Here is a 22,774-nt window from a genome sequence, read left to right as displayed (position 1 = left end):
ATTTTCCGCAACCCAACGCTCGCATGGATGCTTTCGTGAACCCTGACCAAACGCCCCTGCAGGGCATCTCCTCCATGGCCACGCGGGCGCTGCTCGCCCAGCTGGCACACAGCGGCCGCGGGCGCGGCCTGCACGTGCACTTCGAGTCGGTGGGCGGCGTGGACGCCGCGCGCCGCGTCGCGCAGGGCGAGGCTTTCGACCTGGTGGTGCTGGCGAGCGACGCGATCGACAAGCTGATCGCCTCCGGCAGTGCGCTGGCCGAGGGCCGCACCGACCTGGTGGTGTCCAAGACCGTCGTGGCGGTGCCCGAGGGCGCCCCGCGCATCGACGTGGGCACCGAGCAGGCGCTGCGAAAGGCGGTGCTCGAGGCTTCGGCCATCGGCCACTCCACCGGCCCCAGCGGCACCGCGGTGCTCGCGCTGCTGCAGCGCTGGGGCGTGCTGGACGCGGTGCGCGAGCGGCTGGTGCAGGCGCCGGCCGGCGTTCCCGTGGGACGCCTGCTGGCCGAGGGCAAGGCCAGCCTGGGCTTTCAGCAGACCAGCGAACTGGTGGGGCTGGCGGGGGTGAGCGTGCTCGGCGAGCTTCCCGCCGGCTGCGAGATCGTCACGCGCTTCACCGCCGCGGTCTGTGCCGCCTCGGGCCGCCGCGATGAGGCGCGCGCGCTGATCACCTACATGGCATCGCCCGAGACGGCGGCGGCCAAGCTCGCGCACGGACTCGAGCCGGCCTGAGCGCCGAACCCCATTGCGCGGCGTGGCGCCGCGCCGGCTTCAGGCCCAAGCCAGTTCGTCGATGCGCGCCAGCCAGGTCTGCGCCGAGTCCTTGCTGCTCATGTCGGCCGCGACCAGCCCGTCCACCATGACCGTGGGGGTGACGTGGATGCCGTTCTGGCGGGCGTACTTCGCATGCCATTTCATCTGCGTGGTGACGCGCGGATCGGCGAAATCCGCAGCGATGCCGAAGCCCGCGAGCTCCTCGATGCGCGCCAGGGTCTGGCGCGGGCTGCGGTCGAGCAGCGGCCCGGTGCAGTGATCGGCCAGCACGAATTCGTCGCGGTGGGCGAAGACCACGTCCATCACGCGGCGCGCTGCGTCCCTGCCTCCGACCCCGGCCGAAGCCGCGAGGATCGCCCGCGTCACCAGCGGGGAGAACTGATGCCAGGGTTGCGAGAGCAGGCGCACATGGATGCTCAAGCGGCCCGGGGCGGCCAGTTCCAGCAGTTCGTCGATCTTGGCGAATGCGCGGGCCGAAAAGGGGCAGGTGGGCTCGAGGAACAGTTCGACACGGCATGCGCCGCCGCCCCACTGCAGGTTTTCGAGGGGATGGAGCATCAAGGGCATTCCTTGCCGGGTGTGGATGCGGGTGCGCCCGCCCTGGGTGTCAGGCGCGGCTGCAGCGCGCGGCGCAGCACCTGGTTGCTGAGCCAGTTGACCGAACGTCGCGCATGTTCGGCGACCACGGTCGCAGGCAGCTGGCGGTAGTCGTCGTTCATGACCAGCAGGCTGTAGTCGCCGCGGTAGCCGCTGCGGTCGATGGCGCGGATCATCTCGATCAGTCGCGCGCTGTGTCCGCCGTCGCCAGGGAACACCCGCCCATGGTTGGCCGCCGTGCGCCGGTCGGGATCGGAGACGATGGCCGCTTCGCTGAAATCGGCGAGCTGGACCAGCGCGATGCGTTCGGGATCGACGTCCTCCAGGAATTGCAGGTCCGAGCCGGTCATCAGAATGTGCAGGGTGTCGAGCACCAGGTGGAAGTTCGCATGCTCCACCGAGCTCACGGTGGCCCAGGCATCGGCCGCGGTGCGCACCCGGTGCGCCCACGGCACCGCCTTGTAGCCGATGCGCACCTTCAAGGGCACGGCGAGGTTGGCCAGCTTGCGCAGATCCGAGATGTCGTCGCGCGCATCGGGCGCGGGGACTTCCGTGCTCGAGGTCACGATCAGCAAGGGCGCGCCCACCGCGCGGCACATGCGCAGCGATTCCTTCGCGATGTCGATCTTGTAGCTGTGGCGCGCCGGTCCCCGCCCCTCGTAGTCGCGCAGCAGTTGGAGCCCGGCCACGCGCAGCCCGCTGGAGCGCACCAGGCGCACCGCGTGGTCGAAGCCGAGCGGATGGTTGGCCAGGTCGGCGCCCCAGAGCATGATCTGTGTGAAGCCAGCCGCACGCGCATGCTCCAGCTTGCTTTCGAGCGGCCCCGGAAGGGCCACGGGATCGAGGTGGACGTAGGCCTGCATCACGACTGTCCCGGACGTGCGATGAAGCCGAACTGCACGCCCTTGGCGACGCTGCGCGTGAGCGCCTCGGTCGAGGTGCTGCGGGGGTCGATGTCGATTCCCTGCTCCCGCAGCGATGCCACCGTGCCCGCCAGATCCGTGGTGCTGAAATTCAGGCGCGCGAAGCCTTCGTCCCAGTGCTGGTCGTGGGCCAGATCCTCGGGGAGTTCCAGCAGTTCGATGCCGAACTTCCCGCAGGGGCTGGCCAGCAGGGCGCAAGCCGTATCGATATCGTCGCCTCCCGCGCGCGGGGTGAAGCCGAACAGCTGGCCGTAGAAATCGGTCCAGACGTCGCTGCGCCAGGTCTCGATGGTCTGCACCGCCGAGTGGAACTGCAGTCCATGCCGCGCGGGTGGGCTCGGGTCCACGCCTTGCTCGAAGTCGAAATCCACGTCGTAGATGGATATGCCGTGGTAGCGGTCCACCAGGTACAGGATCGAGTCGCCCACGCCGTGCACCCCGGGAATGTTCAGCTCCATGGCCTCGGCGCGGCTGGGAATGGGCCAGGCCCCGCATTCCATCAGGTGTTGGTATGCTCTGCGGGCGTCTGTCACGCGAAACGCTAGTGCGTCCAGCGAAACGCTGTCGGGGCGTATGGTGCTGCTGGCCAGGGCCTGCGGATCGGCGTCGACCACGAGGTTCATGGGGCCCTGTCGATACAGGAACACGCGGCGCGAGCGATGCCGGGCGATGCGCACGAAGCCCAGTTTCTCCAGTACGGCGCCGAAGGATTCAGGATTCGCCGTGGCGAATTCCACGAATTCCAGGCCGTCCATGCCGAGAATATTCCCGTTGCCGCCGGTTGCGCGTTCCATCGATTCTGCCATTTGATATTCTCGCAAGGTTCAAGCAAAATATTCGAAGCAGGCTGGAATAAAAACCAGAAATCCATGAGACGAGACATTAGCAAGCCCTTGAAAAAAGGCCCGAAGATATCCAGAAGCCGCTCGTTCGGCCATTCCCCGCAGCCTCATGCTACACGTACGGCGCCGCGGAAAATTCATTCCCCCGTGAAATCCCTGACATGAGCACTCTCGGAGTCGCTGCCGTCGATCGCGCATTGCGGATCCTCGAATCATTCCGCAGCGATGATCGCGGCCTCACCTTGGCCGAGATCTCGAGGCGCACGGGTTATTACAAGAGCACCATACTGCGCCTCGCGGATTCGCTGGAGAAATTCGGTTTCCTGAAGCGTGGAAGCGACGGGCTGTATCAGATCGGATACAAGCCCCTGTTCCTGGCGAGCCTGTACCAGCGCCAGTTCCGCAGCAGCGACCACGTGCTTCCCATTCTGCAGAAAATCGTGGACGAGTGGAATGAAAGCGCGTCGTTCTATGTGCGCGAGGGGGACAGCCGCATATGCACCTTCCGCATCCAGGGGCGCCGCTCGGTGACCGATACGGTGCGCGAGGGGGACACCCTGGATCTGCACGTCGGAGCCGCCGGCCGGGTGCTGCTGGCCTTCGGCGGCGAGCGGGGAGGACGCTACGACCAGATCCGGAAAGAGTATTTCGCCGCATCGTTCGGAGAACGCGATCCGGAAACCGCGGCCTACGCCTGCCCGGTGTTCGGGCAGGGCATGGCCGTGGTCGGCTGCCTCAGCCTGTCGGGCCCGCGCTACCGGATCGAGACCCTGGCGCGCGAAGCAGTCGTGCGCTCGCTGGCAGAGAACGCCGCGGAACTGACGGCGGCGTTCGGGGGAAACGCGGCGGTGTTCGGCCCGCTGGCGTAGCGGCCCCGGCCCCGCGGGCCGGTCATGCGGCGTCGGCGACATGGCCGCCCAGCAGCAGGCGGTTGAACTCGGGGTTGTCCAGGATGCTGTCGGCCGGCAAGTCCAGCACGATGCGTCCGAGTTCCATGCCGTAGGCGTGGTGGGCGACCTTGAGCGCGCTGCGGACGTTCTGTTCGACCACGAGGATGGTCTTGCCGTCGGCGGCCAGGCGCCCGAGCAGGTCGAACACCTCGCCCACGATCTTCGGAGACAGCCCGATCGAGGGCTCGTCGACCAGCAGGATGTCCGGGCGCAGCAACAGCGCGCGGGCAATCTCGAGTTGCTTGCGTTCTCCTCCGGACAAGGTCGAGGCCTGGCTCTGAACCCGTTCGCGCAGGCGCGGAAAGCGCTCCAGCACCTCCTCGATGCGCGGACGCAGCTGTTTGCGCGGCAGCATGATGCCGCCGAGCTCGAGGTTGTGATAGACGCTCAGGCTTGGAAACAGGCTGCGGTCCTGCGGGACGTAGGACATGCCCAGCTCGAGCATGTCTCGCGGCGTGCGCCCGACGATGGACCGACCGCGCAGGCGCACGTCGCCGGACGTGGGCCGGATGACCCCGAACAAGGTCTTCATCGCGGTGGACTTGCCGGCACCGTTGGCGCCGGTAAGCAGCGTGATCAGTCCCTCGCGGGCACGAAAGCTGGCCTTGTGCAGGACCCGCAGATTGCCGTAGCCGGCCTCGACCTGGTCAAATTCGATCAGTGCTTCAGTGTCCAAGATAAGCCTCCAGCACGTGCTTGTCGGCCCGGATCTGCTCCGGCGAGCCCTCGGCCAGCAGGCGGCCTTCGAGCATGCAGATGATGTGCGGGCACAGTTTCATGATGAAATCCATGTTGTGCTCGATGACCACGTAGCTGCCCCCGTGCGTGGAGTTCAGGGTGACCAGGATCTCGCGCAGTTCGTCCACCATGTGGGCGTTGATTCCCGCGCAGGGCTCGTCGAGCAGTACCAGCCTGGGGGCGGGCATGAAGGCCATGGCCACGTCGATGAGCTTCTGCTGGCCGTAGGCCAGGCAGCCGGCCTCCTTGTGCGCGACCTTCTTCAAGTGGAAGAGTTCGAGCAGTTCATCGGCCCGCTCGCCCAGGCCCGCGTCGGGGCGCATCCACAGCCGGCGGCCCATCGTGCCTACGAATTCCTGCCCGGCGATGAGCAGGTTGTCGCGTACCGAGAGCTTGCCGAAGACCTGCAGGCTCTGGAAGGTGCGGCCGATGCCCCGGCGCGACAGATCCAGCGGAGACTTGCCGGTGATCGGCTCCTCGCAGAAGCTCACCGAGCCCGAGGTCGGCTCGATCTGGCCCAGGATGGAGTTGAACAGCGTGGTCTTTCCGCAGCCGTTCGGACCGATCACTCCGACGATCTCGCTGGGGCCGACGTCGAAGCTGATGCCGTCGACGGCCTTGATCGATCCGTAGTGCTTGCGCAGATCGCGCACGGACAGGAAGGATGGGTGCGTGGCGCTCATGACTTCTCTCCCAGCCCCAGGCGCTCCGGCAGGGCCAGCACGCCGCCGGGCAGCCAGATCATGAGGGCCACGATCGCGAATCCGAAGATCACCAGGTACCAGCTTTGGGCGAAGCGTAGCCACTCGGGAAGCAGGACGACGATCGCCGCGCCGACCACCGGGCCGTAGAAACGCCCGGCACCGCCGGCGATCACCGCCAGCAGGAGCATCAGTGACGCCGAGTAGGTGAAGGGGTTCGGGTCGATGAACTCCACCAGCGTGGCGTAGAACACGCCGGCCACGCCCGCGAAGGCCGCGCCGATGGCGAAGGCCAGCAAGGTGTACAGGGTGATGTTCACGCCCAGGCTCTCCGCGCGGATCGGGTTGTCGCGCAAGGCGGTGAAGGCGCGGCCCCACGGCGATCGCAGCAACCAGGCCATGGCCCCGGCCAGCAGCAGCGTGAACACCAGCACCAGGTAGTAGAACGGAACCGCCGGGTCGAGCGACAGGCCGAACAGCGAGGGGCGCGGAACGTTGGGAATGCCCAGCGGCCCGCCGGTCAGCCACTGCTCGTTGCGCATGAACAGGAAGATCAGCACGTTGAAACCGAGGGTGGCGAAGGCCAGGTAGTGGTGCTGCACGCGCAGCGCCGGAAAGCCGATGAGCAGGCCCAGCAGGAAGCAGTTCAGCGCCGCCAGGGGCAGCACGAACCAGAAGGAAACGCCCATGTTGATCAGGATGCCCGCGGTGTAGGCGCCGACCCCGAGGAAGCCGGCCTGGCACAGGGACATCAGGCCCGCGTAGCCGACCACCAGGTTGAGCCCGAAGTTGGCCATGGTGTACACGCACCAGAGCGACAGCAGGTAGATGCCGTAGCCCTTGAGCCCCAGCGGAAGCAGAACCAGCGCGAGAATGCCCAGTGCCAGCGCGATGTGCTTTGGAGATTGGATGTTCATACTTTTCGCTCTTCGACCTTGCCCAGCAAGCCTTGCGGACGAAACATGATGACGACCATGAACAGCATCAGCGCGACGCCGTCCTTGTAGTTGGGCGAGATGTAACTGCCGACCAGGTTTTCCATCACGCCGATCAGCAAGCCCCCGAGCAGCGCGCCACGCGTTTCATTGAAGCCTCCGATGATCGCTGCGTAGAACGCCTTCAGGCTCAGCGTGTTGCCCATGTCGAAGGTCGCCAGGTAGGTGGGCGTGACCAGCAGCGCGGCCACCACGCCCAGCAAGGCGTTTACCAGGAAGGTCAGCAGGACCATGCGCTTGACGTTGATGCCCAGGATTTGAGCCCCTTCGGTGTTCTGCGCCACCGCCTGCATCGCTCGCCCGGTGAGCGTGCGGTCGAGCAGGATCTGCATGCCGAAGACCATGATGCCGGCGACCGCCAGCGTGCCCACGTCGGACCAGGAAAGGGTCAAAGGCCCCAGATGGATCAGCGACGAGGGGAAGATGCTCGGAAAGGGCAGGGGCTGCGCCCCGAACACCGCCTTCACGGTCGATTGCAGCCCCGTGGACAGGCCCAGGGTCGCGATGACCAGCGGGATCACCCCGTGGCGCCGCAGCGGAGCCACGACGATGCGGTTGAAGCCCTGCCCCAGCACGACCATCGAAAGTACGCAAGTGACCAGGAAGGCGATCCAGATCGGCATGTGCAGCGTGTCGAGGCAGAACAGCATCGAGAACGCGGGCAGCATGACGAACTCGCCCTGCGCGAAATTGATCGTGCCCGAAGCCTGCCAGAGCAGTGTGAAGCCCAGGGCCACGAGGGCATAGATGGCCCCGGTGGCCAGCCCCGAGACGATCAGTTGGAGAAAGGTGAACATATCGGAAAGGTCCTCGTCGTTCCGGAAGGATCAGCGCCCGGCAGGCCGTCCAGGGCCCGGGATGAGCGGGTTCATGCCTGGGCCCAGGACTCGCGCAGCGCCTTGGGGTAGAGCAGTTCGCGCAGCAGCCCGAGTTCCTGCTGCACGCGGCGCGCGGGCTCCACGTGGCCGAAGAAGTCCAGGTGCAACGGGATCTGCTGGATCAGCATCTCGAAGCCGGGCTGCGCCGCGCCCCCCAGCGCGCGCACCGTGCGCAGCAGCGAGGTGGGCTGGTTTTTCATCAGGATGTCGCACACCGTGGCGCCAGGGCTGAGTTGTGCAGGATCGAACGGAAATGCGTCCCGCGGACCGAGCCCTAGCGGCGAGGCATTGATGACGAGCCCGAAACCCTTGGGGGAGTTGCTCTGCGCGGCGGAGCAGGGAATGCCGAAAGCTGCCTGCACGCGCTCGGCGACCTCCGCCGCCTTGCCGGGTACCGGGTCGTACAGGGTGATGGAAGCCACGCCGCGGCGCGCCAGCGAGGCCGAGATCGCCGAGCCGGCGCCCCCGGCGCCGAGGATCAGCGCATGCCGCGCCTTGTAGGCCAGGTCGTCGGCCTCCATGCCGAGCACGAAGCCCTCTCCGTCGAACAGCGCACCCTCGAGGTTGCCGTCCGGGAGGCGGCGGATCACGTTGACGGCGCCCATCGTGCGGCCCAGGTCGTCGCAGCGCGCCAGAGCGCTCATGACCGCGGACTTGTTGGGGATCGACAGGATCACGCCGCCGGCATTTCGCGCGCGAAAGAATTCGCGTGTCCAGTCGATCACCTCGGAGGCGCCGACCTGCATCGGGACCATGACGGCATCGATGCCGTGGCGGTTGAAGATGTGGTTGAAGACTTCGGGTGCTCGCACCTGTGCGACAGGATCGGCCGCGATCGCGTAGACCTGCGTGGTTCCGGTAATGATCAAGATTTGTCTCGCTCGTTGGAGCCCGGGCCGACGGCCGGACTCTGTTGGGTCTTGTGTCCGTGCATCCTAGTCAGGCGCAGGGCCGCAATCTATTGCGGTTTTGGAGAGGGCGCGTGAAAATCGCTCTGGAGTGTGCGCTATTCGCGCACTTTGGCGCTGGGAGGCCCATGTGACGGAAGAAGAGAACTCGAAGCGAGACGGCGTGGCAGGGATCGAGAAGGGCTTGCGCGTGATCGAGGCCTTCGCCGATTCGCATCCGCGCCTGAGCGCTTCGACGGCGGCCAAGCGCACGGGGCTGAGCCGCACCGCGGCGCGGCGTTACCTGTTGACCCTGCGGCGCATGGGCTTCCTGGAGAGCGACGGGACCATGTTCTGGCTCACTCCGCGCGTGCTGCGTCTGGGCTGGTCCTACTTCGACTCGGCCCGCCTGCCGCGGACCGTGCAGCCGTTCCTGCAACAGATCAGCCGCGAACTCGGCGGCGTCACCGCCTCCTTCGGGGTGCTGGACGACGGCGACCTGGTGTTCATCGCGCGCAATGTTTCCAGCACCTTCCAGACCTTGAGTTTCATGCTGGGCGCGCGCGTGCCGGCGAACCTGGCCGCGGCGGGCATCGCCCTGCTGTCCTGCCAAGGCCCGGCCGAGGTGGATGCCTGGCTCGCGCGCCAGAAGTTCATCGCCTACACCTCGATGACCCTCACGCGTCCCGACGAGGTTCGCGCGGTCATCGACCGTGCGCGCCAGGACGGCTTCGTGATCCTGGAGCAGCAGATGGAGCGGGACCGGCGCGGCATCGCGGTGCCCGTGCAATCGCGCACGGGCGCGGTCGTCGGCGCGATCAGCGTGAGCCTGCCCATCAGCGGCGAGAGTTCCAAGTCCGCGATCGCGCGCGTGCTGCCGCTGCTGCGACAGGCCGAGCATTCGCTGCTGTCGCTGCTCTGAAGTTCGCGCCGCGGCTTCGCGGTGCATCGCCGGGTTCCCGGGTGATACCGATTCCAGGGGGGTGATTCCCGTTGTGATCACTCCGGACGGAGTTGCGCGCCCGTGCGGGCTCTATCGCGGCAAAGTGCGCGCTCCTTGGTTTCATGTGCGCGCATTGCGCGCAGTAACCCCTTGGGCCAGATTGCTGGTCCGTTTGAGCATTTCTAGCATCAGCACCTCGTGAACGCACCGGTGGTTCGCAACGCCGGGTTCAGCTGTCGACGAGTTGCCGATGACCATTCGATATTCCCTTGCCCATCTGACCGTGCTGGGGTGCCCCACCCCGGAAATGGTGTACGTCGCCGCCCGGGCCGGCTATGACTACGTGAGCCCCAGGCTCATCTACATGGGGCTGCCCAGCGAGCCGAACTACTCGCTCGCGGACAATCCCGAGATGATGCGCCAGACCCGTCGCGCGCTGGTCGAGACGGGCATGAAAGTGCACGACATCGAGCTCGCGCGGGTGCATGACGATATGCATCCGACCAAGTACCTGCCGGCCATGGAGGTGGCTGCGGAACTGGGCGCCAAGGCCGTGCTCTCGAGCATCTGGACCTCCGACATCGCCTACGCCACCGAGAAGTTCGCCAGGATCTGCGAGCTGGCCGCGCCCTTCGGCCTGAGCGTGGACCTGGAGTACGTCCCCATCTCGAGCGTCAATACCTTGCAGGGGGCCGCGGCAGTGCTGCGAGCCGTGCGCCAGCCCAATGCCGGCCTGATGGTCGACATGCATCACTTCCATCGCGCGCACGACAAGCCCGAGGACCTGGACGAACTGCCGCGCGACTGGTTCCACTTCGCGCACATCTGCGATGCCTGCGCGGACATCCCGGCCGATCGGGCGGAGATGACGCGCATCCTTCGCGAGGAGCGGCTGTACGTGGGCGAAGGCGGAATCGACGTGGCGTCGATCCTGCGCCATCTGCCCGTGCCGGTGTACTCGATCGAATTGCCTCACCTCAAGCGCGCGCGAGAGTTCGGCTACGCCGAGCATGCCTTCCGCTGCCTGGAGTCGGCGAAGAACTACGTGCAGGAGCACGCGCAGGAGATCGGATGCTTCGCCTGAGCGCAGGCACGGTGATGTGCCGGCACGAGGGCGCACGCAGCCCGCGGGGGGGGGCTCGATGAGCCATGCCGCACGCCGTCATCGCCATCGCCGAGGCGCGCTGCTGGCGGTCGCGGCCACGCTCATGTTCGCCTGCGCCGACACCTTGTCGAAATTTCTCGCCGTCAGCTATCCAGTGAACCAGATCGCCTTCGCGCGCTACACCGTGCCGATGCTCCTGCTCGCGCTGGTCTACGGCCCTCGGCGGGGCCGCGCGCTGCTGGCCACGCGCCAGCCCGGGCTGCAGATCCTGCGGGGCCTGCTGCTCACCGGCGCCACGCTGACCATCGTGCTGGCGATGCAACTGATGCCCATCGCCGAGGCCCAGGCGATCAGCTTCGTGCACCCTCTGCTGCTCACCCTGATCGCCGTGCTGTTCCTGCACGAGCGTGTGCACGCGGCGGCCTGGTTCGCGGTGGGCATCGGTTTCGCCGGCGTGCTGCTGATCGTGCGCCCGGGCGGCGGCTACGGCACGCCGGCGGCCCTGCTGCCGCTGGCCATGGCGCTGTGCTACGCGGTCTACCAGGCGCTGACCCGCCACGTGACCGCCAGCGAGACGCCGGTCAATTCCCTGTTCCTGGTGATGCTCGTCGGCGCCGTGGCCACCGCGGTCTCGCTGCCCTTCGCGCATGGGCGCACGGACCTGCGCGGTGCGCTTTTGCTGGCCTGCGCCGGGCTGTTCTCCGGCACCGGGCACTTTTGCATGATCCACGCGCTCGAATCCTCGCCGGCCTCACGCCTGGCCCCGCTGGCCTACGTGCAGGTGGCCTGGGTCATCGTGCTCGGGGCCTGGGCCTTCGGCAACGTGCCGACGGGCTGGACCCTGCTGGGCATCGCGATGGTGGTCGCGGGCGGACTGGTGGCTACCCTGGGGCGCAAGACCGCGGCCCTGCCATCGCCGGCGGGACTGGCATGAGACGGTGCCGGTCATGAACGCGCGAACGGAGCACGGGACGTGGAGCACGATCTTCGGGACGACGACACGATGAAGCCATCGCCGGACGCGCTCGCGCAGCGCGGATCCACGAGGGCGCGAAGCCTGGAGGGTATCCGGGTGCTCGACCTCACCAATGTGCTTGCCGGGCCCTTCTGCGCCTACCAGCTGGCGCTGCTCAGTGCCGAGGTGATCAAGGTGGAAGAGCCGCGGCGCGGCGACCTCGCGCGCCAGCTCGGCGCGGACGCGCAGCTCAACGCTGAGTTCATGGGCGCCTCCTTCATTGCCCAGAACGCGGGCAAGAAGTCGTTGGCGCTGGACCTCAAGACCGAGGCCGGCAGGCAGGCGATGCTGCGCCTGGCCGACACCGCGGACGTGCTGATCGAGAATTTCCGGCCGGGCGTGATGCAGCGCCTGGGACTCGGCCAGGAACTGCTGCGGGAGCGCAACCCCCGGCTGGTGGTTTGCGCCATCTCCGGCTTCGGGCAGGATGGTCCGTTGAGCAAGGCCCCCGCCTACGACCAGATCGTGCAGGGGCTGTCGGGCGTGATGAGCATCACGGGCGACGCGCACAGTGCGCCGTTGCGCGTGGGCTATCCCATCTGCGACACCCTCGGCGGACTGACCGCGGCCTTCGCCATCACCAGCGCCCTGGCCGGCCGGGAGCGCAGTGGACGAGGTGACTTCATCGACGTATCGATGCTCGACTCCACGCTGGTCACCATGGGCTGGGTGGTGTCGAACTTTCTCATCGCCGGACGCCAGCCGCAGGCCATGGGCAATGAGAACTTCACCGCGGCGCCTTCGGGAACCTTCGCTACGGCAGACGGGCCGCTCAACATCGCCGCCAACCGCCAGGAGCAGTTCGTCACGCTGGCGCGGCTGATCGGCCGGCCCGAGCTTGCACAGGATCTGCGCTTCGCCGAGCGCGAGGCGCGAAAGCGCAACCGCGCCGAGTTGAAGCAGGAGATCGAGCAGGCGCTGGCCTCGAAGCCGGCGCGCGAATGGGAAGACTTGCTGGCCGAGCACGGCGTGCCGGCCGGCCGGGTGCTCAGCGTGCCCGACGCGCTGGCGCATCCGCAGGTGCGCCACCGCGACCTGCTCGCGCATTTCGACGGGGCCACGGGCATCGAGCGGGGCTTCGACGTCGTGCGAGCCGGCTTCCGCATGGACAGCGGCCGGCCCGACGTCGCCTCGCCGCCGCCGCGGCTGGGAGAACACAGCGCGGAAATTCTCGCTTCGCTGGGCTATTCGCCGAAGGAAATCGGGGCGATGCGCGAGCAGGCAGTGATCTGAATCGCATGAACAGCTTGTGCCGCGGCCTGGCCGCGGTCATGCACAACCTCAGGAGACGATGATGAAGGAACTGATCTCGCACCAACTGGTGCGCTACCTGGAAGGCCGGGGCGTCAAGCACATCTTCGGCCTGTGCGGGCACACCAACATCGCGGTGCTGACGGCGCTCGAGAACAGCTCGATCCGGTTCATCAACACCCGCCACGAACAGATTGCCGCGCATGCGGCCGACGGCTACGCCCGCGCGCGCAATCAGACCGCGGTGGTGCTCAGCCATCTCGGGCCGGGGCTGACCAACGCCGCCACCGGCGTGGCCAATGCGGCGCTGGACTCGATTCCCCTGGTGGTCATCGCCGGCGACGTGCCCAGCTACTACTACGGCAAGCACCCGCACCAGGAAGTCAACCTGCATGCCGACGCAGCGCAGTGGGAGATCTACCGCCCCTTCGTGAAGCGCGCCTGGCGGGTCGATCGCGCGGAGCTGTTTCCGGAGATCATCGACAAGGCCTTCCAACTGGCCGAGAGCGGGCGTCCGGGGCCGGTGCTGGTCTCGGTGCCGATGGACATGTTCTCGGTGGAAATCGACGAATCGCTGTTCGCGCGCGTGAGCCGCCACACCCGCAAGCTCGCCAGGCCTTCCATCGACGACCCGACCGCGCGGCGCATCGTCGAGGCCCTGATCCAGGCTCGCAATCCCGTGATCTACGCCGGCGGGGGCGTGATCCTGGCGGACGCCGCGGAGGAACTGCGCAAGCTGGCCGACCACCTGAGCCTGCCGGTGGCGCATTCCCTGATGGGCAAGGGCGTGCTGCCCGACGATCACGATCTCACGCTGGGCATGACGGGCTTCTGGGGTACCCAGTTCGTCAACGACCGTTGCCGTACCGCCGACTGGGTACTGGGTCTCGGAACGCGTTTCTGCGAGGCCGACTGCAGTTCGTGGGAGAGCCAGTACACCTTCGATATTCCCGGTTCCACCCGGCTCATCCACATCGACGTGGACCCCTCGGAGATCGGCCGCAACTACCCGGCGGAGATCGGCGTGGTGGCGGACCTGCGCCAGGCCCTGGCGGTGCTCAACCGCGTGGCCAGGGAAATGCTTCCGGACGGACGGAGCGACGAAGCGCTGCGCGCGGCCATCGCTCGGCATCGCGAGGAGTTCGTGGCTTCGAACCAGGGCTTCGTCGAGGACGATGGGTTCCCGATGATGCCCGAGCGCATCCTCTCCGTGGTGCGCGAGGTGCTTCCGCGCGACGCCATCATCACCACCGACGTGGGCTGGAACAAGAACGGCGTGGGGCAGCAATTCCCCGTGTACACGCCGGGCTCCATCCTGACGCCGGGCGGCTACGCCACGATGGGCTTCGGCGCCCCTGCGGCGCTGGGCGCGAAGCTGGCCTGCCCGGAGCGGGTCGTCGTGTCCCTGGTCGGCGATGGGGGCTTCGGCCAGAACCCCGCGATGCTGGCGACGGCCGTGGAGGAGGACATCCCGGTGGTCTGGGTGGTCATGAACAACTTCGCCTTCGGCACCATCGCGGGGCTGCAGAAGGCGCATTTCGGCACCACGCTGGGTACCGTGTTCGAGAAGGATGGCAAACCTTACCAGGCGGACTTCGCGGCCGTGGCCCGCGCCTATGGCGCCGAGGGCGCCAAGGTCGAATCGGCCGCCGAGTTCAAGCAGGTCATGCAGCGCGCGCTGGCCTCCGGGCGGCCCTTCGTGGTCGACGTGGCGATGCGCAACAACCCGGTGCCGACCTCGGGCCACTGGAACATCCTCGACATCTATTCCCCGCAAGGCGGGGTGTCGCATGTCAGTACCGACTGATTTCTTGCCCGCGTCGTCTTGACGCTTTTCCAGCCCGTCCGCTCTTGCGGACAAAAAAACCACCCACAGAGGAGACCAACCATGCATCGCCTGAAACTCATTCCCGCGGCCCTGTTGTCGGCCGGCGCGTTGGCCGTGGCCCTGCCGGCCCACGCCGATCAGCTCTCGGACCTGCAGGCCCAGTTGCAGAAACTGACCCAGGAGGTCGAGCAGCTCAAGGCCGAGCAGGCGCACACCGCCGCCCAGGCCGCCGCCACGCAGAAGGTGGTGGCCACGCAGGCCGCGGCGCCTGCCAAGGCCGCGGCCAATTCCAACCCGCTGCAGTTCGGCGGCAAGGACAACTCGGTCACCATCTACGGCGACATCGACGAGTACGCCAACTACATGCACAGCAGCTCGGGCCGCAACCTGTCGGCTATCGAGGATGGCGCGCTGCTGCGCAGCCGCCTGGGCATGACCGGCATCCACACGGTGTCGCCCGGCTATGCGATGCACTTCGACGTGGAGCAGAGCCTGGACTTCACCAACGGAGCCCAGCCGGGAGCCGGACGCCTGTTCGACCGCCAGGCCTGGGCTGGCGTGCAGACCCCCTACGGCGACTTCCGGGTCGGCCGCCAGGAGACCATCGCCTTCTTCCACGGCGGCCTGGTCGACTTCACGTCGCGCACCCTGGGTTCGGTGGTCAACGCCTTCGGCGTGCCGGCGCGCTTCGACAACGACCTGTCGTACAGCTCGCCGGTGTTCAACGGCCTGCAACTGCAGGCGCATTACGCCTTGAGTTCGGCCAATTCCAGCACCGTCGGCAGCAACGGTTCCGTCTACCAGCTGGGCGCCGAATACGTGAAGGGGCCCTTCGACGTGGGCTACAACGGCCTGTGGGCGAACGCGCCGGCCGGTGCCACCTACAACACCAAGGGCGAATACCAGAACGCCTACGCCGATTACAACTACGGCCGCGGCAAGGTGTACATGACCTATGTGCGTTCGAACGTCGGTCCGGGCAGCGGCTTCAGCGGCATCGGGGGCGCCTATCCGGGCGGGGTTCCGCTGACCGGGACGGCCTCGGCGATCAACGACTACTACAACATCTACCAGATCTCGGCCGATTACGACCTGACCAGCGCCTGGCGCGTGGGGGCGCTCTACGGCGTCATCAAGAACAGCAACGCCGCCAACAGCGGCGCCAAGGGCATGACCCTGGGCAGCTACTACACCGGGATCAAGTCCACCACGCTGTACGCCCTGGTCGACACCCTGAGCAACGATGCCAACGCCTCCTTCGACCAATCGGGCTCGGCGCCGCTGACCAAGGCCTTCCCGGCCGCCGACCTCAAGGGCAAGCGCATCACCGGGGTGCAGGTCGGCTTCATGTACAAGTTCTGACCCGCTTTCGCGGGTTGCGAAGTCCGATCATCGACGATTGAAGCCGCAAGGCGCCCCGCCCCCGCGGGGGCGGGGCACCCGAGGCAAGAAGGGCAATGCCATGAACATGAGCAAGACCATCCAGTTGCGTGGCCGCGTGGTGGCCGGGGGCTCCGAACCCCTGGTGTGCGCGCCGCTGGTGGCGCGCGACCTGGAGAGCCTGCGCGCCGAGGCGGCGGCGGTGCTGTCCAAGCGTCCCGACCTGCTGGAGTGGCGCGTGGACTTTTTCGAGGCGCTCGAGGACCTGCCTCGCATCGCGCAGGCCGCGCGGGAGCTGCGCGGGCTCGCCGGGAACGTGCCGATCATCTACACCCGGCGCTCGATCCGCGAGGGCGGGCAAGCCATCCGCGCATCGGAGGATGTGGTCAGCCGCGGCATCGAGGCCGTGTGCGCCGAGGCGACGGTGGATTTCGTGGATTGCGAACTCAGCAGCGAGCCCGAGCACTTCCGGCGCGCGCAACAGGCGGCCCGATCCTGCGGCGCCTTGCTGATCGGCTCCTTTCACGACTTCCAGCGCACGCCGACGCCCGCCGAACTCGCCGAGCGATTCGCGAAGGCGCAGCAACTGGGGGCCGACGTGGCGAAGGTGGCCGTGATGCCCAAGGATCTCGACGACGTGCTCACGCTGCTGCGGGCCACGCTCGACGCCTCGCGCCGGGTGTCCATGCCCTTGATCACCATGTCAATGGGCCCCTACGGCTCGCTGACCCGGTTGTTCGGCTGGATGTTCGGCTCCACGGTCAGCTTCGCGGTGGGGGCGAGCGCCTCGGCGCCCGGGCAGATTCCGATCGAGGAACTGCGCACCGTGCTGGGTGTGCTGCAACGATCCCTCGGCCCGCGCTGAAGCACGCGGCCATGCGGGCTGGCGTCAGCACGATAACCGAATAGAACGCTATTTCCTTGCACGAAATGGACGAGACCATGTCCGGCAACTCCGGAGCCCAACCCGCGACGCACCCGGTCGAGGGCCTGAGGCGCTACCAGCTCCACATCGACGGCGCCTCTGTGGCGCCCGAGGAGGGGCGCTACTTCGCCAGCGAAGACCCCTACACCGGCCGCGACTGGGCGTTGATTCCCCGCGCATCCGGGGCCGACGTGGACCGCGCCGTGCGAGCCGCCCGGCGCGCCTTCGAGTCGGGTGCGTGGCCGGCTCTCACGGCCTCGCAACGCGGCGCCCTGCTGCGCCGGCTGGCCGAGCTGATCCGCGAGCACGCACCCCGCCTGGCCGAGATTGAGCGACGCGACAACGGCAAGCTGGCCGCGGAGGTGCAAACCCAGGTCGCCTATCTGTCCGACTACTTTCACTACTACGCCGGGCTGGCCGACAAGGTGCAGGGAAGCGTGATTCCCAGCGACAAGCCGGGCGTGCTGGCCTACACGCGCCACGAAGCCAAGGGCGTGGTGGCGATCATCACGCCCTGGAATTCGCCGCTGACCCTGACCAGCTGGAAACTGGCGCCGGCGCTGGCGGCGGGCTGCACGGTGGTGATCAAGCCTTCGGAGTTCACCTCGGCCTCCATGCTCGAGTTCGCGGAGCTGTTCGTGCTCGCGGGCTTCCCACCCGGCGTGGTCAACGTGGTGACCGGATTCGGTGCCGAGGTCGGCGCGCCGCTGGTGGAGCACCCGGACGTCGCGCACGTGGGTTTCACCGGCGGAGAGGCCGCCGGCCAGAAGATCTACGAGGCCGCGGCTCGCGGCTTGAAGACCGTCACGCTGGAACTGGGGGGGAAGTCCCCCAACATTGTGTTCGACGACGCCGATCTGGACCGCGCGCTGCTCGGCGTGGTGAGCGGCATCTTCGCGGCCGCGGGCCAGACCTGCCAGGCGGGTTCGCGCCTGCTCGTGCAACGCGGCATCCACGACGCCTTCGTGGCGCGACTGGTCGAGTTCGTGCGCGACATCCGGCTGGGCGACCCCGCCGACCCGGCGACCCACATCGGCCCCATCGCCACGCCGGCGCAATTCGACAAGGTGCTTTCCTACATCGCCGTGGCCAAGGCCGAGGGCGCGCGCTGCGTGGCCGGCGGGCGTGCGCGCCCGGACATCGGCTCGGGGCGCTTCGTGGAGCCGACCATCTTCGTCGACGTCGACAACCGCATGCGCATCGCGCAGGAGGAAGTGTTCGGCCCCGTGCTTTCGGTCATCGCCTTCGACGACGAGGAACATGCGGTGCGCATCGCCAACGACGTGCAGTTCGGGCTGGCGGCTGGCGTATGGACCGCCAGCCTGCAGCGGGCGCTGTACGTCACCGAGCGCGTGAAGGCCGGCACGGTCTGGGTGAACAACTACCGGGCCACCAGCTACACCTCGCCCTTCGGCGGCTTCAAGCGCTCGGGCATCGGCCGCGAATCCGGCGTGGATGCCATTCAGGAGTACCTCGAGACCAAGTGCGTCTGGCTCTCCCCCGGGCTGGACGTGAGCAACCCCTTCATCCGCCGTTGACGCATGCGCGGCGGGCCCCGAACCATCATGGAGATTCAGGAAAATGGCTGAAGTGCAGAGCAGGAACGACATCACCGAGGAGCAGCAGGCCGAGCTCGATCAGGCCTTCGAACGCGCGCGCAAGGCGCTGGCGATCGTCGAGACCTACGACCAGGCTCGTGTGGACAGGCTGTGCCAGGCCGTCGCCTGGGCCGTGGCGAACAAACGTACCTTCACGCGACTGGTCGCCGAAGGCATCGAGGAAAGCGGCCTGGGCGATCCCGAAAGCCGCATGGGCAAGCGCATGAAGATCCGCGGCGTGCTGCGCGATGCCTTGCGCCAGAAGAGCGTGGGCGTCATCGAGAGCATTCCGGACAAGGGCATCGTAAAGTACGGCAAGCCGGTGGGCGTGATCGCCTGCATCGTGCCGACCACGAACCCCGACCTGACTCCCGCGGGGAACGCCATCTACGCGCTCAAGGCGCGAGACGCGGTCATCTTTTCCCCGCATCCGCGCTCGAAGAAGACCTCCTTCGAGACCGTCCGCCTGATGCGCGAGGCCCTGGAACGCGAGGGCGCGCCGCCCGACTTGCTGCAATGCCTGACCCGGGTGAACATTCCGATGTCGCAGGCCTTGATGGCGCGAGCCGACCTGGTCATCGCCACCGGCGGCCAGCCGATGGTGCGCGCGGCCTACAGCTCCGGCACCCCCGCGTATGGCGTGGGCGCCGGCAACTCGACCATGGTCATCGACGAGACGGCCGACCTCGCCGAGGCCGCACGCAACACCCGCCTGTCCAAGACCTCCGACTTCGGATCGGGTTGTTCGGCTGACGGCAACCTGATCATCGAGAACAGCGTCTACGACGGCCTGCTCGCCCGATTGCAGGAAGAGGGCGGATATCTCGCCAGCGAGGAGCAGAAGGCGGCACTGCGGCGCGTCATGTGGGACGACGAGGGCCATCGCCTTCCCGGCACCGTGGCCATCGCCCCGCAGGCACTGGCGCGCGCGGCCGGTTTCACGATTCCCGACGACCGCAAGTTCATCATGGTGCGCGGCGACGGCATCGGCAAGCAGCACTTCTTCTCGCGCGAGAAGCTGACTACCCTGCTCGCGCTGTACCGCTACGAGGGCTTCGAGCAGGCGCTGGACATGATGCGCGCGGTCTACGAGGTCGGCGGCAAGGGGCACTCCTGCGGCATCTACTCCTTCGACCAGGACCATATCCACCGTCTGGCGATGGCCGCGCCGGTCAGCCGCATCATGGTGCGCCAGCCGCAGTCCAAGGCCAACGCGGGGGCCTTCAACAACGGCATGCCGATGACCTCCAGCCTGGGCTGCGGAACCTGGGGCGGCAACATCGTGTCCGAGAACGTCCACCTGAAGCACTACCTGAACACCACCTGGGTGTCGGTGCCCATTCCGGAGGACCGTCCGTCCGATGCCGAATTGTTCGGCCCGTTCTACGATGCGGCGCTGGAAGCCTGAGGAGGTCCGATGAGCCAGCCTGAGCAAGACGACCTGCTGCGCAAGGCCTCCGACTGGTGGTCCACGTCGATCATCGACATCCATCCGGGCAAGATCGCCGTGCGCGGCTACCCCATCGAGCAGCTGATCGGCAACGTGGGCTTCACGGACATGATCTGGCTGATGCTGCGCGGCGAGTTGCCCACGCGCGGGCAGTCGGCGCTGCTCGAGGCGGCGCTGGTGCCGGGGGTCGACCATGGGCCCCATGCGCCGTCGATCGCGATTTCGCGCATGGCGGTGAGTTGCGGGCTGCCGGTCAACGGCGCGATGGCCTCGGCGGTCAACGTGCTCGACGACGTGCATGGCGGGGCCGGCCAGCAGTGCATGGAGTTGTACCGGCAGATCGACGCCGAGGCCGGTGCCGACGGCGAACTCGTGGACTCCGCCGCGCGGGTCCTCGAGCGCCGGCGCGCCGCGGGCGACAAGATGGTGCCCGGCTTCGGGCACCGATTCCACCCGATCGATCCGCGCACCGAGCCGCTGTTCGCGCTGGTCGACCGTGCCGTCACCGTGGGCGTGGTCGCCGGGCGCTACGCGCGTATCGGCCGGGCCGTGGAATCGGTGCTGCGCAACACCCGGAGCCGGCCGATCCCGATGAACATCGACGGCATCACCGCGGTGATCTTCTGCGAGCTCGGCTTCGAGCCGGAACTCGGCCGCGGCCTGTTCGTGCTCTCGCGTTCGGTGGGCATTCTCGCCCACGCCTGGGAGCAGAAGCAGCAGGGCGCGCGCATCAAGGGGCCCATGCCCAAGGAAATTCCCTACAGCTACCTCGGACCGGAGCGCCGCGACCTGCCGCAGCGCTCCGATCCGAAACCCCGTTGAACAAGAACCTGGAGATGAGCATGGAGAAGACGTTCAAATTCGCTGGTGTGATGGGATGGCCGGTCGCGCATTCGCGCTCGCCGGCCATCCACAACTTCTGGGTGCGCGAGCATGGGCTGCAAGCCGCGTACGGCCTGTTTCCGGTGCAACCCGGGGCCCTCGAGGACGCGGTGCGCGGCATTCGCGCCCTGGGGATCGCCGGTTGCAACGTGACCATTCCGCACAAGGTCGCCATCATGCCGCTGCTGGACCGTATCGATCCGCTGGCGCGCCGGATGGGCGCGGTGAACACGGTGGTGGCGGACGCCGACGGCACCCTCGGCGGCTACAACTTCGACGGCTACGGCTACATCCAATGCCTGCGTGACGCCAAGCCCGACTGGAGCGCTGCCGCCGGACCCGTGACCGTGCTCGGTGCCGGCGGCGCGGCGCGCGCGGTGGTCCTGAGCCTGCTCGACGAGGGCGCGCCGCGCATCCGTCTGATCAACCGCACGCGCGGGAAGGCCGAGGCGATGGCCGCCGAGTTCGGGCCCAAGGTCGAGGTGCACGACTGGAGTGAGCGCCACGAGGCCCTGGCGGATGTGGCTCTGCTGGTCAACACCACGAACCAGGGCATGCACGGCCATGCCCCGCTGGACCTGAGGCTCGATCGCCTGCCGCGCACCGCGCTGGTGTCCGACGTGATCTACATCCCGCTGGAAACGCCCCTGCTCGCGGCTGCCCGCGAACGCGGCAATCCCACGGTCAACGGCCTGGGCATGCTGCTCAATCAGGCGCGGCGCGGATTCGAACTGTGGTTCGGCGTGCAGCCGCGCATCACCGACGAACTGCGCGCGGCCCTCGCCGCCACGTTTTGAACCCGGAGCGTCCGTAGCGGCCGTCGCATACCCCATGAACGTCTTCGACCAACCCAAGATCGACACGCATTGCCACCTGCTCGATCCGCAGAACTTTCCCTACGCGCCCGACGTGGCCTATCGTCCGCAAGGGCAGGAGATCGGCGCGCAAGGCTATTTCGAGCAAGTCATGGACTGCTTCAACGTCCGCCATGCGCTGCTGGTGGGCCCGAACTCGGGCTACAACCTGGACAATCGCTGCCTGCTGCACGCGCTCGACACCGGCAAGGGCCGTTTCAAGGGCATTGTTGTGCTGCCCCAGGACGCCTCGCTGGAGACCCTGGCGCAGTTGCGCGCCCGCGGTGTGCTGGGCGTGGCCTTCAACCCCGCGATGCACGGTGTGGCGCACTATGCGGGCCTGCGCCCGTTGCTGCAGCGCCTGGCCGAGCTCGGGATGTGGGCGCAGTTCCAGATCGAGGGCGACCAGCTGGTCGAGCTGCTGTCGCTGGTGGACGGCATCGCCGACCTGCGCCTCATGTTCGACCACTGCGGCCGACCGGTGATCTCGCGCGGGCTCGGGCAGGCGGGATTCCAGACCCTGCTCGCGCTGGGGCGCGAAGGACGCGCGGTGGTCAAGCTCTCGGGCGAGGCCAAGTTCGCCGAGACGGCCTTTCCCTTCGACGACGTGCAGCCCTACATCGAGGCGCTCGTGCGCGCCTTCGGAGCCGAGCGCTGCATCTGGGCCTCCGACTGGCCGTATCTGAAGGCCCCGTTTCGCCTGGACGTCGGCCCGATGCTGCGGCGCTGGGAACGCATGTTCTCCGCGCCGGAGCGCCAGCAGCTGATGCATGACAGCGCGGCTGCGCTGTTCGGCTTCGCCTGAGTCCACCGGCCGCGCCGCCGCGGCGGCGCGGCTCGCGCCCCATCGGGCGCCATGCCGGCCGGCTCCCCCGCCGCGGCCTTATTCGATGGCCTTGGCGATGTCCTCGATGACCTTCTTGGCATCCCCGAACACCATCATGGTTTTGTCCAGGTAGAACAAATCATTATCCAGCCCGGCATAGCCGGTGGCCATGGAGCGTTTGTTCACGATGACCGTCTTGGCCTTGAAGGCGTCCAGGATGGGCATGCCGGCGATGGGGGATTTGGGATCGGTGCGCGCGGCCGGATTCACCACGTCGTTGGCCCCCAGCACCACGGCCACGTCGGCCTGCGCGAACTCGGGGTTGATGTCCTCCATCTCGAACACCTGGTCGTAGGGCACCTCGGCCTCGGCCAGCAGCACGTTCATATGCCCCGGCATGCGCCCGGCCACCGGGTGGATGGCGTATTTCACG

General features: G+C 67.5%; 23 protein-coding genes. 14 read left to right on the top strand and 9 right to left on the bottom strand.

Annotation, left to right across the window (positions count from 1 at the left end; translation table 11 throughout):
• Positions 1 to 23 precede the first annotated feature (23 nt).
• Positions 24 to 731 (top strand): substrate-binding domain-containing protein, encoded by a 708-nt coding sequence (locus tag D466_RS0117205; RefSeq protein WP_018914941.1) that lies wholly within the window; start codon positions 24 to 26, stop codon positions 729 to 731.
• A 39-nt stretch (positions 732 to 770) separates the two neighbouring features.
• Here the strand turns inward: D466_RS0117205 and D466_RS0117200 are convergent, their stop codons facing one another.
• The 3 genes from D466_RS0117200 to D466_RS22185 are packed head-to-tail and all read right to left on the bottom strand — an operon-like array spanning position 771 to position 3,087.
• Positions 771 to 1,331 carry a thioredoxin domain-containing protein gene (locus D466_RS0117200; protein WP_018914940.1) on the bottom strand — a complete coding sequence of 187 codons (561 nt, stop codon included), beginning with the start codon at positions 1,329 to 1,331 and terminating at the stop codon, positions 771 to 773.
• Positions 1,331 to 2,233, bottom strand: a complete 903-nt coding sequence (locus tag D466_RS0117195) for a sugar phosphate isomerase/epimerase (RefSeq protein WP_018914939.1) — start codon at positions 2,231 to 2,233, stop codon at positions 1,331 to 1,333. The genes D466_RS0117200 and D466_RS0117195 overlap by 1 nt, the downstream gene beginning before the upstream one ends.
• Positions 2,233 to 3,087 carry a VOC family protein gene (locus D466_RS22185; RefSeq protein ID WP_081630013.1) on the bottom strand — a complete coding sequence of 285 codons (855 nt, stop codon included), beginning with the start codon at positions 3,085 to 3,087 and terminating at the stop codon, positions 2,233 to 2,235. Before D466_RS22185 ends, D466_RS0117195 begins: the two co-directional genes overlap by 1 nt.
• Positions 3,088 to 3,296: 209 nt before the next feature.
• Between D466_RS22185 and D466_RS0117185 the strand changes: the two genes are divergently transcribed.
• The gene (locus D466_RS0117185) at positions 3,297 to 4,004 is read left to right on the top strand and encodes an IclR family transcriptional regulator (RefSeq protein ID WP_038166686.1); all 708 of its coding nucleotides are present in this window, start codon (positions 3,297 to 3,299) and stop codon (positions 4,002 to 4,004) included.
• A 22-nt stretch (positions 4,005 to 4,026) separates the two neighbouring features.
• On the opposite strand, the gene D466_RS0117180 is transcribed toward D466_RS0117185, so the two are convergent.
• From D466_RS0117180 to D466_RS0117160, 5 genes are all read right to left on the bottom strand, one after another.
• On the bottom strand, positions 4,027 to 4,761 hold the full coding sequence (locus tag D466_RS0117180) for an ABC transporter ATP-binding protein (RefSeq protein ID WP_018914936.1): 735 nt from the start codon (positions 4,759 to 4,761) through the stop codon (positions 4,027 to 4,029).
• Positions 4,751 to 5,506 carry an ABC transporter ATP-binding protein gene (locus D466_RS0117175; RefSeq protein WP_018914935.1) on the bottom strand — a complete coding sequence of 252 codons (756 nt, stop codon included), beginning with the start codon at positions 5,504 to 5,506 and terminating at the stop codon, positions 4,751 to 4,753. The genes D466_RS0117180 and D466_RS0117175 overlap by 11 nt, the downstream gene beginning before the upstream one ends.
• Positions 5,503 to 6,441, bottom strand: coding sequence for a branched-chain amino acid ABC transporter permease (locus D466_RS0117170; RefSeq protein WP_018914934.1), 939 nt, complete (start codon positions 6,439 to 6,441; stop codon positions 5,503 to 5,505). The genes D466_RS0117175 and D466_RS0117170 overlap by 4 nt, the downstream gene beginning before the upstream one ends.
• The gene (locus tag D466_RS0117165) at positions 6,438 to 7,316 is read right to left on the bottom strand and encodes a branched-chain amino acid ABC transporter permease (RefSeq protein WP_018914933.1); all 879 of its coding nucleotides are present in this window, start codon (positions 7,314 to 7,316) and stop codon (positions 6,438 to 6,440) included. Before D466_RS0117165 ends, D466_RS0117170 begins: the two co-directional genes overlap by 4 nt.
• 71 nt (positions 7,317 to 7,387) lie before the next feature.
• A complete protein-coding gene (locus D466_RS0117160) occupies positions 7,388 to 8,266 on the bottom strand; it encodes a shikimate dehydrogenase (protein WP_018914932.1) in 879 nt (292 codons plus the stop codon).
• Positions 8,267 to 8,468: 202 nt separating this feature from the next.
• Between D466_RS0117160 and D466_RS0117155 the strand changes: the two genes are divergently transcribed.
• The 12 genes from D466_RS0117155 to D466_RS0117100 all read left to right on the top strand — a co-directional run bounded on the left by D466_RS0117155 (position 8,469) and on the right by D466_RS0117100 (position 22,320).
• Positions 8,469 to 9,206, top strand: coding sequence for an IclR family transcriptional regulator C-terminal domain-containing protein (locus tag D466_RS0117155; protein WP_231385760.1), 738 nt, complete (start codon positions 8,469 to 8,471; stop codon positions 9,204 to 9,206).
• A gap of 271 nt (positions 9,207 to 9,477) precedes the next feature.
• Positions 9,478 to 10,311 carry a sugar phosphate isomerase/epimerase gene (locus tag D466_RS0117150; RefSeq protein WP_018914930.1) on the top strand — a complete coding sequence of 278 codons (834 nt, stop codon included), beginning with the start codon at positions 9,478 to 9,480 and terminating at the stop codon, positions 10,309 to 10,311.
• A gap of 58 nt (positions 10,312 to 10,369) precedes the next feature.
• Entirely contained in the window at positions 10,370 to 11,266 is an 897-nt protein-coding gene (locus tag D466_RS22180) for a DMT family transporter (RefSeq protein WP_018914929.1), read from the top strand.
• A gap of 69 nt (positions 11,267 to 11,335) precedes the next feature.
• Positions 11,336 to 12,580: a CaiB/BaiF CoA-transferase family protein gene (locus D466_RS0117140; RefSeq protein WP_051083779.1), complete on the top strand. Its 1,245-nt coding sequence runs from the start codon at positions 11,336 to 11,338 to the stop codon at positions 12,578 to 12,580.
• A 61-nt stretch (positions 12,581 to 12,641) separates the two neighbouring features.
• Positions 12,642 to 14,405 carry a thiamine pyrophosphate-binding protein gene (locus tag D466_RS0117135; protein ID WP_018914927.1) on the top strand — a complete coding sequence of 588 codons (1,764 nt, stop codon included), beginning with the start codon at positions 12,642 to 12,644 and terminating at the stop codon, positions 14,403 to 14,405.
• Positions 14,406 to 14,486: 81 nt separating this feature from the next.
• A complete protein-coding gene (locus D466_RS0117130) occupies positions 14,487 to 15,788 on the top strand; it encodes a porin (RefSeq protein ID WP_018914926.1) in 1,302 nt (433 codons plus the stop codon).
• A gap of 100 nt (positions 15,789 to 15,888) precedes the next feature.
• Positions 15,889 to 16,671 carry a type I 3-dehydroquinate dehydratase gene (gene aroD / locus D466_RS0117125; RefSeq protein WP_018914925.1) on the top strand — a complete coding sequence of 261 codons (783 nt, stop codon included), beginning with the start codon at positions 15,889 to 15,891 and terminating at the stop codon, positions 16,669 to 16,671.
• Between the two features lie 65 nt (positions 16,672 to 16,736).
• The gene (locus D466_RS0117120; RefSeq protein WP_018914924.1) at positions 16,737 to 18,269 is read left to right on the top strand and encodes an aldehyde dehydrogenase; all 1,533 of its coding nucleotides are present in this window, start codon (positions 16,737 to 16,739) and stop codon (positions 18,267 to 18,269) included.
• 43 nt (positions 18,270 to 18,312) lie between these two features.
• The gene (locus D466_RS0117115) at positions 18,313 to 19,737 is read left to right on the top strand and encodes an aldehyde dehydrogenase family protein (RefSeq protein WP_018914923.1); all 1,425 of its coding nucleotides are present in this window, start codon (positions 18,313 to 18,315) and stop codon (positions 19,735 to 19,737) included.
• Positions 19,738 to 19,746: 9 nt separating this feature from the next.
• Positions 19,747 to 20,601 (top strand): citryl-CoA lyase, encoded by an 855-nt coding sequence (locus tag D466_RS0117110; RefSeq protein ID WP_018914922.1) that lies wholly within the window; start codon positions 19,747 to 19,749, stop codon positions 20,599 to 20,601.
• 20 nt (positions 20,602 to 20,621) lie between these two features.
• Positions 20,622 to 21,458, top strand: coding sequence for a shikimate dehydrogenase (locus tag D466_RS0117105; protein WP_196803511.1), 837 nt, complete (start codon positions 20,622 to 20,624; stop codon positions 21,456 to 21,458).
• A gap of 34 nt (positions 21,459 to 21,492) precedes the next feature.
• Positions 21,493 to 22,320, top strand: a complete 828-nt coding sequence (locus D466_RS0117100; protein WP_018914920.1) for an amidohydrolase — start codon at positions 21,493 to 21,495, stop codon at positions 22,318 to 22,320.
• Between the two features lie 78 nt (positions 22,321 to 22,398).
• Here D466_RS0117100 and D466_RS22175 read toward each other — a convergent pair.
• The coding region (locus D466_RS22175; RefSeq protein ID WP_026285131.1) for an NAD(P)(+) transhydrogenase (Re/Si-specific) subunit beta at positions 22,399 to 22,774 on the bottom strand (376 nt) is incomplete at its 5' end.

It is taken from the genome of Thiomonas sp. FB-6, assembly GCF_000377645.1.
Taxonomy (GTDB): Bacteria; Pseudomonadota; Gammaproteobacteria; order Burkholderiales; family Burkholderiaceae_C; genus Thiomonas_A.
This window is presented reverse-complemented; position numbering and strand designations above follow the sequence as displayed.